This window comes from Catenovulum agarivorans DS-2 (genome assembly GCF_000568405.1).
GTDB lineage: Bacteria > Pseudomonadota > Gammaproteobacteria > Enterobacterales > Alteromonadaceae > Catenovulum > Catenovulum agarivorans_A.
The window spans coordinates 76,142-86,225 of record NZ_ARZY01000022.1 but is presented as its reverse complement, the minus strand read 5'-3'; the positions used below and the strand labels follow the sequence as shown (position 1 = coordinate 86,225).

Genomic DNA, 10,084 nt, shown 5'->3' with positions numbered 1-10,084 from the left:
GGTTGCACATGTGAAGGTGTCCATATACGGACTTATGCGTGTTTTATTTTGATTCCAACTTAGTTACTTCAAAATTTATTAATCCCAATAGATTTCACATTGTAAGTAGGCGGCAAGTAATTTTGACCCCATGAGCTTAGTGCGCTAAGTGATTGGGGCAAAATTATGCAGCCAACACCCTTACAATGTGAAAGATGAAGGGATTGATTAAGCTGCTGTAGCTGTCTGATACGCCCACGTCAACCAAGGCAATAACGCCTCAATATCCGACTGCTCAACCGTTGCACCACACCATACACGTAAACCAGCAGGCGCATCACGGTAAGCACCAATATCAAAAGCCACACCTTCTTCATCTAATAACTTAACAATGGCTTTTACTTGATCTTCAGTTGCTTTTAACTGGAAACATACACTGGTGTTTGAGCAAATGTCTGCCGACTCAGCTAAAAAGTCTATCCAATCATTTTCTGCAACAAAGTCACTGAAGACTTTTAAGTTGGCTTCACTCTTGGCAATAGCTGCAGATAAACCACCCATGTCATCAACCCATTTAAGCGCATCTAAGTAGTCTTCAACGCATAGCATAGAAGGCGTATTAATGGTCGCGCCTTGGAAAATACCCTCAATTAACTTGCCGCCTTTTGCCAACAAGAAAATTTTCGGCATAGGCCAAGGTGGTGTATAACTTTCTAATCTTTCAACTGCACGTGGGCTTAAAATAATCACGCCGTGTGCACCTTCACCGCCTAAAACTTTCTGCCAGCTGAAAGTGGCAACGTCAATTTTTTCCCAAGGCATCGGCATTGCAAATACAGCGCTGGTCGCATCACAAATAGTTAAACCTGTGCGGTTATCACTGATCCAATCGGCATTATTCACTTTTACGCCCGATGTTGTGCCATTCCAAGTAAACACAATGTCATGATCAGCTTTGGCTTGACTAAAGTCAGGTAATTGACCATAAGGGGCAGTGAATGAGCGGGCATTTTCTAGTTTTAATTGTTTGGCAATATCACCAGCCCAACCAGAGCCAAAAGATTCCCAAGAGAACACATCAACAGGGCGCTCGCCCAATAAAGACCACATGGCCATTTCCATAGCGCCAGTATCAGAACCAGGCACTATACCTACTCGATACCCTTCAGGTAATTCAAGCAAACGTGCCGTTTCATCAATGGCTAATTTAAGTTTGTTTTTGCCTAGTTTACTGCGATGCGAACGGCCTAAACTAGAGGTGTCGAGCGCTGCTAAGCTGTAGCCCGGACGTTTAGTACATGGGCCTGAAGAAAAGTTAGGATTAGCAGGTTTGATGCTTGGTTTCATTGATTTTCCTTTTAGCGCAAATAAAGCAAATTTGTGTAAGTAAGCGCAAGATATTGCCTGATTTTTATGCTTTGCTCAATGGAAAATATTGAATTTGATATTTATACAGGCCATTGCATTATCACAATGGCCTGTTAGTTTGAATGTTATTGTTGAATAAGTTTAAAACTTAGCCGTTAAGCCCACTTGGAAACGTCTACCTGAGTATTGTAGTAGCGTCATACGTTCGCGCACATCGGCGTATTCCAAAATGTTTTCATTGGTTAAGTTGATTACTTCTGCGCTTAGTGTAAGTTGGTCTGAAATATCGTACGAGGTACTAAAATCAAACTGACCATAGGCTTCAACATGTTGTGGTAAACCATTGCTGCCAATTACCGGACCAGAACGGTGTTTTAAGTAATCGTCGCGCCAGTTGTATGCTAATCGAGCTTGAAACGCATCTTTGTCGTAAAATGCAATCAAGTTATACGCAGTTTTTGAAAAACCTTCTAAACCACTACCGCCTGGTAATACGTTCTCGCGTGATAGCTCATCTGCTTGCGCTTCTTTATCTTCCGAATTCGTGTAGGTGTAGTTGGCTTGAATACCAAAACCGTCTAACCAACCAGGTAAATAATCGAAATAATGCAGCGCAGCTAATTCTATACCACTGACCTTGCCACCAGAACGATTAGTTTGTTCCTCCGAATACTCGTAAAAGGTACCCCAGTCTTCTAGCGCAATTGTGTAACCTGTATCTTTTTTAACGGTTTTTTGCGAAATAAAGGTACTGATATCTTTATAGAATAAGCTTGCAGAATACGAGTCACCATTGTCAGCATAGTATTCAAATGCTAGATCATATTGAGTTGCTTCGTATGGGTCTAAGTATGGGTTACCACTTTTAGTATTGTATTGGTCAGCTCGAATTCTAGCGGGGTAGGTGCTATTAACACCAGTGTCTTCTAGTGCTGGTCGAGTGATTACTTTAGCTGCTGCCAATTTAACAAATAGGCCATTTTCAAAATCAGCATTAAAGTTAATGCTAGGTAATAGATGATTGTAGCTCTTTGAAACTGTCGTTGCTTCAGGTGCAGTATAATCAATCTCTAAAATAACCCCTTCGTTTTGTTCATATACCTCGTTGATATTACCTCTAGTACGACGATGACCGGTTGATGAAGTCTCCGTTTCTACATAACGTAAACCAGCGTTACCAGACCACCTAAATAAGCTCGTTTCACCTTCAAAATTAACTTGAGTGTACAACGCTAATGTTTCTTCTGTATTAGCAACTGATTCAGCTGGGCGAAGTGTTTCGTCCGTCCAATTTGGCTCTTGACGAATCTCACCAATTGCTTGTTTGTAAGCATCAAAATCTTTTAACAATACAAAGTTTCGAGGGAAGTCGCCAGATTCTTCCGATAAGTAGTCGGTGTTATTAACCGCAAATAAATCAGAATCTAGTTTAAAGCGTTGACCACATGTATTGAAAGGATATTGTGTATTGTCGATTATGTATTGCTCGTCTTCATTTTGTGCAGTTGGTGCTTGCCATAAATCTGTATTAAAACAGCCATGGTTGATTTTATAGGTACCTTTAGATTTTTCTCTGTCGGTGTAGGCAAGACCAACATCTATGCTGCGGATATTATCGCCGTCGTATTCATAGGTCGCGTCGAATTTGGCTTCCAACACTTCATCTTCGAGCTGACTGTGTTGAATATCATTCCAGTGAGTACGAATCGCATTTGGATTATCATATTCAATGGTTGAATCAATGGTCATGATATCGCCGCGATTATCGAAACTGATATAATCCTGCGCTGTTACTCCTTTGATTTGACCATCTATATAATTTGGATCATCAATCGCCAAGCTATCATCATAATTGGGGTTTACCGCATGCGCGACCAAGGTATTTGCTGTTGGTGTCGCTTCAGATTTTGAGTAGGCTAAATCAGCGTTGAATTTCCATTGGTCGACATACATCTCAGCATTATAACCAAAGGCGAAGGTTTCTGAGTCTTGCCCCCGTTCTTGCATTAATATATCAATTGGTTTTTGGTAACGAGTGCCTTCTAAAACAGTATAATTTTGGCTAACGACTACATCTTCCCAACCTGAACCTTGGAAAGGCACTTGAATACCATTACTTTTGGCTTGTCGACTCAATTCAGTGTATAAGAAGTCTACAGTGTGGATGAGGTCGTCGGTCGCAGCCCATTGCATGGTTGCATTGGCGCTGGTACGCGTACGCTCTTCGGTGTCTAAAGTATAAGTAGCACGCCCTGGAAACCAAATTGTGCCAGAATCGACAGTATTACCTTGGTTGTCTAGAACAGGTGCTTTCACCCATGCGTCGTTGTCTGCTTGAAATGAACCCCAGTGAGTTGTACCCGCAGCATCAATTCGATTAGTTGTTTCTTGACGAGATACACCTACAACCACACCTAAGCTGTCATTTGCAAATGTATTGCTGACAATCCCCGATATTTTATGGCCATAATCGTCTGCTAAATCATTATAAGTAGCTTGAATGGAACCTACCGCATTATAGCCGGGTGATTTGAGTGGGCGAGCAGTATTAATATTAACATAAGCACCTAAACTGCCTTCGGCAATATTCGCTCTTGCTGCTTTTATTACATCTGCGCCAGCAATAAGTTCAGAGGGCACAGACTGAAAATCAAATTCTCGACCTCGTTCAGTAGTCGCAATTGTACGGTTATTTACTTTGACTGCATTAAATTTCGGTCCCATACCGCGGACTGAAATTTGTGCCCCCTCACCATTGTTACGCGAAATCATCACGCCTGTTAAACGCTGGAGAGATTCAGCAACATTTTGGTCTGGGAATTTACCTATGTCTTCGGCAACTATGCTGTCTTGAATCGATGCTGCATTTTTTTTGATGTCCATCGATTCAGTTAAACTACTTCTAATCCCTTTTACTTGAATGACTTCTGGATTTTCTGTTTGCTCCGCTAAAGCTGTTTGAGCCTGTAAGGAAGCGGCTACCGCGATACTCAGTGGCAATAAACGAAATGAATTGTGTCGCATATTGTTATTCCTATTATTATTAATTGGTTTTGTGTTCCGTGTGGCAACTTGTGTAATCGCTTTGTTAAAACGATTAAGATAAAATTTATTATAAAGTCACTTCAAAGTAAACATCATATGTAATCTTTTTGTTTGTAAAGGCACCTCTTTGTAAATTTTTTGCAAATATCGCAACTTTTGTTGAAATATACCCTAAACATAGTATGTTTGTTTAGATGTTATTAATTGGTGTGGTTATGATGCAAATTTTGAAAAACTTTAATTTAAAGGCTTGTGTAGTATCGATTGGTTTGGGGTTAGGATTAAGTGCATGCGGCGCGATGAATGCACCTGTACAAACAGACAACAACCGGCAGGTTATGCCTTTTAGCGATCAGCAGAATCGAGCCGGCTGGATTCTAAATACTCAAGTCAGTGATGAATTTGATTCTAGCACCTTAGATGAAGACAGATGGTATGTTGTGGGTAAATTCGAAAATGGTAAACCCGTATACAAACATCCAGACAAACCAAACAAAAAAGTATGGAAAGGCCGCGCACCTTCGCAGTTCTCTGGCCGAAATTATCGACTGGAAGATGGAAAATTAATATTAGAAACCCGTTGGGAGCCAGATTTCCCATTTGAGACTGAAATACACAAACCTGTTTTCGGTGAAGCTGTGCCTTACGAAAATATTACAACAGCCTGTTTAATTGGTCGGCGTTTCTTTACCTATGGCTATGTTGAAATTAAAGCGAAGGCGGCAGATGCTGAAATATCAAGTGCATTTTGGTCAATTGGCGAGAAACTAGAAATCGACTTTTTTGAATTATTTGGTGATGGACGCGAGGGAGACAAAGACCATTTAGATCGTCAGTTGTGGTGGTCAGTGCGAGATTGGAGCCCAGCTGTTCGGGGTAAACCGACTTACACTGAGAAAAAAGACCTTGGTTTTAGAGTTGCTGACGACTTCCACGTATATGGTTTTGAATGGGACGAATCAGGCATTAAATATTATGTTGATGGAAAACTATTTAGCCAAGTAACAGCTGAAGAGGTAACCGAATGGGCACGAGAGAATCGTGAAGTACCAGCTGACTACAATGGTTACGTTGCAACTAAACCTATTAGTTTATGGCTAGACCAAGAAACATTCCCTTGGCATGGCATTCCAGACAGTTTAGAAGATTTGGAGAAAAACAGCCCAGAAGGTGAAAAACACGATGGTGTTGTCGATTATGAAATCGAATATGTGCGCGTATGGCAAAAGCCTCAACATATTAATCAGTAGAGTAACAAGTCACTATTATGAACAAGCAAGTCAAAAAAATTTTAAAACCAACAAGTTTAACCTCTGCTGTACTGTTAGCTTTAGTTGGATGTCAGGGCACAAATGAAGTCATTGCTCAACCCGCATCAACAACAATATTTACGCCAGCCGATAACGCTTTCAAATACAGTAACAAAAACTTGCGCAAATGGGATGTCGCAACGGTTGCCGATTTAGACCAAAATGGCTACCCAGATCTTTTACTGAACGATCATGGTTTTAGCGTCAAAATATTATGGAATAACCAAGGAAAATTTGCCAAACCATATGATTTGATTATGGGCGATGTCCATGGTTTAACAGCCGCGGATTTTGATAAAAATGGCTCTATCGATCTAGTGATTTCGCGTGGTGGTGGTTCGGGTAGCAATGCTCGGAACAGTAAGGTTGTCAGTTTTGATAAAAAGCGCAGCATTAGCCAATTTGGTGAGTTTGCAACACCACTGGCTATGATGCGTGGACGCACGGTTAAGTGGGTTGATTTAAATCAAGACGGCTGGCTTGATTTAATTAACTTTGCGTTTCCCTCCAGAGAAATGAAAGGTAAAAGCGAAAATTATTTGTATCTAAATAGCCAAGATGGCCAACTGGTTGAAAAAGCCCGTTTGCCTGCTATCCACGGGGATGGACAAAAAACTTTGGTAACTGACTTTAATAATGATGGTTTGCCCGATTTATTGATATATGGAACTGGCCCACTTAAAGCATATCAAGCCAATGGCGCTTTTAATTATGAAGATGTAACTAAGACTGTGTTGCCTACGACCGTTAGGCACACAACCAGTGTCAGTGAGATTGATTATGATAACGACGGTGACTTTGATCTACTAATCACGCGTGGTGAAGAATTTAAAGCTGGCGATACATTTTATAATCCTCAAAAACAGGCGCTTGGTTTCTATTGGAAACGCGGTGCGCACAAATTCCCACCATTTTATGCCGGTGATGTCATTCACTTTGAAAACTTACAAAGCCAATGGCCAACTAAAGATTTACTCATAGGTGAATCAGCGTACAAATATGAATTCCCTGGAGAAACACACTCAGGTCGGGATATCCGCCTTGTTAATAGTGATGCGCTCGGTTTTCCAGATAAGTTGACCGAAAAAGGCACGTATATCGGCTATATCGGTAATGGACAGTGGCAATTAGCCGGAAATATGTGGTCGCCAATGACAGGTGTTATTACCGGTGTGAGCGGTTTTTCTGAGCAAACAGAAGTGAGTAAAATGCCAGATCTACTATTGGAGAATCGCAATGGTAAATTTGTAAATGTAACCAATAAAGTTGGTTTATCACACCACAGCCATACAACTTCTAGCGCAGTAGCTGATTTCAACAACGATGGTTATCAGGATATTGCAATTATACAGCGTGGAAATTTAGTTGATGAAAACTCAGCATTAATTTACTTAAATCAACAAGGACAAAGTTTTGCTAAAAAACAAGCCCATGGAGTGGTTACAAAAGAATACGGTGCGATTGGTTTAGGTATTGAACCTGTTGACTACAACTTAGATGGACAAGTTGATTTGCTTATTGGTCATGAGCGCGGCAAGTGGCATTTATTTGATAATCAGCAGGCGGACAGCAACTATATTCAAGTTAAAGTACCTAGCTCAATTAAATCTAACGTTAGTGCATTAGGGGCGGTTGTAAAGGTACAAGCGTGTGAAAATAGCCAAATGCAACGCGTGGGCGCAACATCAGCTGCTTATTCGCAAAGCTTTAACCCAGTAGTGCATTTTGGTTTGGCAAATTGTAATGAAACAGTGAAGGTGCAAGTGACTTGGTCGAACGGCGAACACTTAACTGAATCGGTCAATTCGATAAACCGTACGGTTAAACTATAATAGTTACAATTTTGTCACATCTAAGGTTGATTTGATTCTCAAACTTAAACATAATATGAATGTATATGTAGTTAGAGTGTGAATCGCTACAACTTTTCGGAGAAGGTAAATGTTAAACAAAATATCCCATGCAGTATTAGCAGGTATATTGCCGCTAGGCCTAATGGCTTGCGGTGATAACGCTGGACAAAATAGCAGCGAAACAGCAGCACCTGTTCAAGCAAGTGCGCATCAAAATGTGTTGGTTCAACAGGCACAGCAAAAAATTGCTGAACTTGAAAGCAAAATGAAACAAGCACAAAGCCAAGGCATAGATGTTACTCGTGAAGAAACAGTGGTTTGGTTTGCCAAAGAATTTTTGAAATTTGCTGATTGGGATGAAGCAAATGAAGAAGCGGTTGCCAAAGCTTTTTCTTACTATGGGCCATATACAGATCAAGCTGAGCAGTTGGCGAAAGATTTGCCTGACTTCGAACGTCAAAAAGTAAATGAAATTTTAGACGCAGGCATCGCTGAATTAACTGCAGTGATGAAGGGCGAAATTAAACGCCGCCCGGTCAATAAAGTAGATTGGCAAAATATTGAAGTTGCCGACAATATGCTTAAAAGCAATGGTAAACCAATCTTTTTATACGATTATTTTTCTAAAACAGTTGGTCAGCCATTAACCAATAAAGATATTTACAATGACCACCTTGGGGCAATTTATCATGGTGGTGAAAACCTATATCCAGTTGATCATGACCGCGCAATTAACTCTTTCTTATTAAAAGAAGACGGTACTTATGATCAAGAATTACTAAAAGAAGTTACACAAATTGATAATAGTAATGTCGGCTTTTTAATATACTGGAACATGGGTATTCCAGAGTGGATTGAAAAGCGCGAGCCTGAAGTTCGTAAAGGCCGTTCGTTGTTTACCGGTTATGATATAGATAATCCGTTAGTACGCGACACTTGGGGTAAAATCGCTAAAGACACTGGTGCGTTAACTCAAGGGAAAAAGGTAACTCAGCTAGGCTATATTTTAGCGAATGAGCCACACTGGTTCTCTGAATCCGACCATTGGAGCTATAGGTTCCAAGAAATGAATGATATCTCGTCATACACCTTAAATAATTTCCGTGAGTGGTTGGCGAATAAATATAGTGGTGACATCAAAGCGCTTAATGCAAATTGGCAAAGCAATTTCGAATCGTTCAACACGGTAGAGATTACCATTCCAATAGACAAAAACACTCAAGGCACGCCTATTTGGTATGACTGGAATCGATATCATATGGACAGAAGTATCAGCTGGTTTACTCACTTGCAGGGTGAACTTAGGAAAGGTAATCCAGATGCAGACACTCATATTAAAATTATGCCGAACATGTTTAGCGAAAACAGTCGCTCACATGGTATAGATGTAGAAGCCTTAACTGAGCTTACCTCTATGATAGGTAACGATGCAAAAGCAGCCGAGAAACGCTTTTTACATCTTAAGCAACCACAAAAATGGGAAGAACACTACGCTTATATGTGGGAAGAGCTTGCCATTTCATATGACTTTATGGAATCAGTATCACCAAACAAGATCCACATTAACTCTGAGTCTCATTTCTTATCCGCTTCATGGTGGCGTGATTTAGATACCTCAGTTGAGTATGTCGACAATGTTTATTGGTTGGCAACCTTGCAAGGTATGGATGCGAATATGGCATGGTTCTGGGCACGCGACCCGGATGGTTCATTTGAAGATAGACTTGAAGGCGAGTTGAACTTCTTTGACCCTGCGCTAGCGGGATCGTTTGCAGGTTCAGTTAATCAGCAACCGCACATTGCAAATGCCTTTACTCAGGTAATGTACGACCTAAACAGTTTTTCAGAAGAAATTATCCAATTGCGTAAACAGCGCAGACCAATTCGTTTGTTCTACTCTGAAACATCTGCGATTAACAAAAAGTTTCATATGTCGCAGCAGTTTAATATGTATGAGAAATTATTCTTTGACGGTTTCCCAATGGGATTCGCAACGCAAAAAATCATTGAAAAGCAGGACAATGATTCTTGGGATAACATAGTTGTTTACAAAACTGAGTTTGTGACAGTTAACGAGCTAGCTGCATTGCAAAGTTATCTTGACCAGGGCGGTACAGTTATTGTTGATGGCCCACAAAGCTTAAGTAAAAACGAATATGGCCAAGCTCATAAAACTAAACTAAATGCGAGTAAAGGTAAATTGGTTGTGTTGGATGGTCAGCAAAGCTTAGCCGACATTCGTGCGTTAGCACTAGAAAACGCTCAAAGTGGTTTGCCTGACATTACTTTGATTGAAGACAACGGAACTGATCACAAAGGTATCCGTTGGCAAGCGGTGAAACAAGCGGATGGTAGCTACTTAGTCAGCTTGCTGAATATTGGTAAACACCAAGCTAAGGTTACCTTAGGCTTAAAAGGCGCAGATAAAATTAAAGTTGTAGATATGTTTACTGAAAACGCTCAGCCAACAAACTTTAATATCGATTCTAAAGGAGTCATGTTACTGCGGTTAACTTCAATCTAACTAAA

Annotated in this window: 5 protein-coding genes; 3 read left to right on the top strand and 2 right to left on the bottom strand. The window is 40.5% G+C overall.

Annotation, left to right across the window (positions count from 1 at the left end):
• Positions 1–207: 207 nt before the first annotated feature.
• Both DS2_RS12145 and DS2_RS12140 read right to left on the bottom strand, forming a co-directional pair.
• Positions 208–1,326: a phosphoserine transaminase gene (locus DS2_RS12145; protein ID WP_035015076.1), complete on the bottom strand. Its 1,119-nt coding sequence runs from the start codon at positions 1,324–1,326 to the stop codon at positions 208–210.
• A 162-nt stretch (positions 1,327–1,488) separates the two neighbouring features.
• Positions 1,489–4,371 (bottom strand): TonB-dependent receptor, encoded by a 2,883-nt coding sequence (locus DS2_RS12140; protein WP_035015075.1) that lies wholly within the window; start codon positions 4,369–4,371, stop codon positions 1,489–1,491.
• A 236-nt stretch (positions 4,372–4,607) separates the two neighbouring features.
• Between DS2_RS12140 and DS2_RS12135 the strand changes: the two genes are divergently transcribed.
• The 3 genes from DS2_RS12135 (at position 4,608) to DS2_RS12125 (ending at position 10,079) form a co-directional block, all read left to right on the top strand.
• Positions 4,608–5,642, top strand: coding sequence for a family 16 glycosylhydrolase (locus tag DS2_RS12135; RefSeq protein ID WP_051479837.1), 1,035 nt, complete (start codon positions 4,608–4,610; stop codon positions 5,640–5,642).
• 17 nt (positions 5,643–5,659) lie between these two features.
• Positions 5,660–7,534: a CRTAC1 family protein gene (locus DS2_RS12130; RefSeq protein WP_035015074.1), complete on the top strand. Its 1,875-nt coding sequence runs from the start codon at positions 5,660–5,662 to the stop codon at positions 7,532–7,534.
• 109 nt (positions 7,535–7,643) lie between these two features.
• Positions 7,644–10,079, top strand: a complete 2,436-nt coding sequence (locus DS2_RS12125; RefSeq protein ID WP_035015073.1) for an alpha-amylase family protein — start codon at positions 7,644–7,646, stop codon at positions 10,077–10,079.
• The last annotated feature ends 5 nt before the right edge of the window (positions 10,080–10,084 follow it).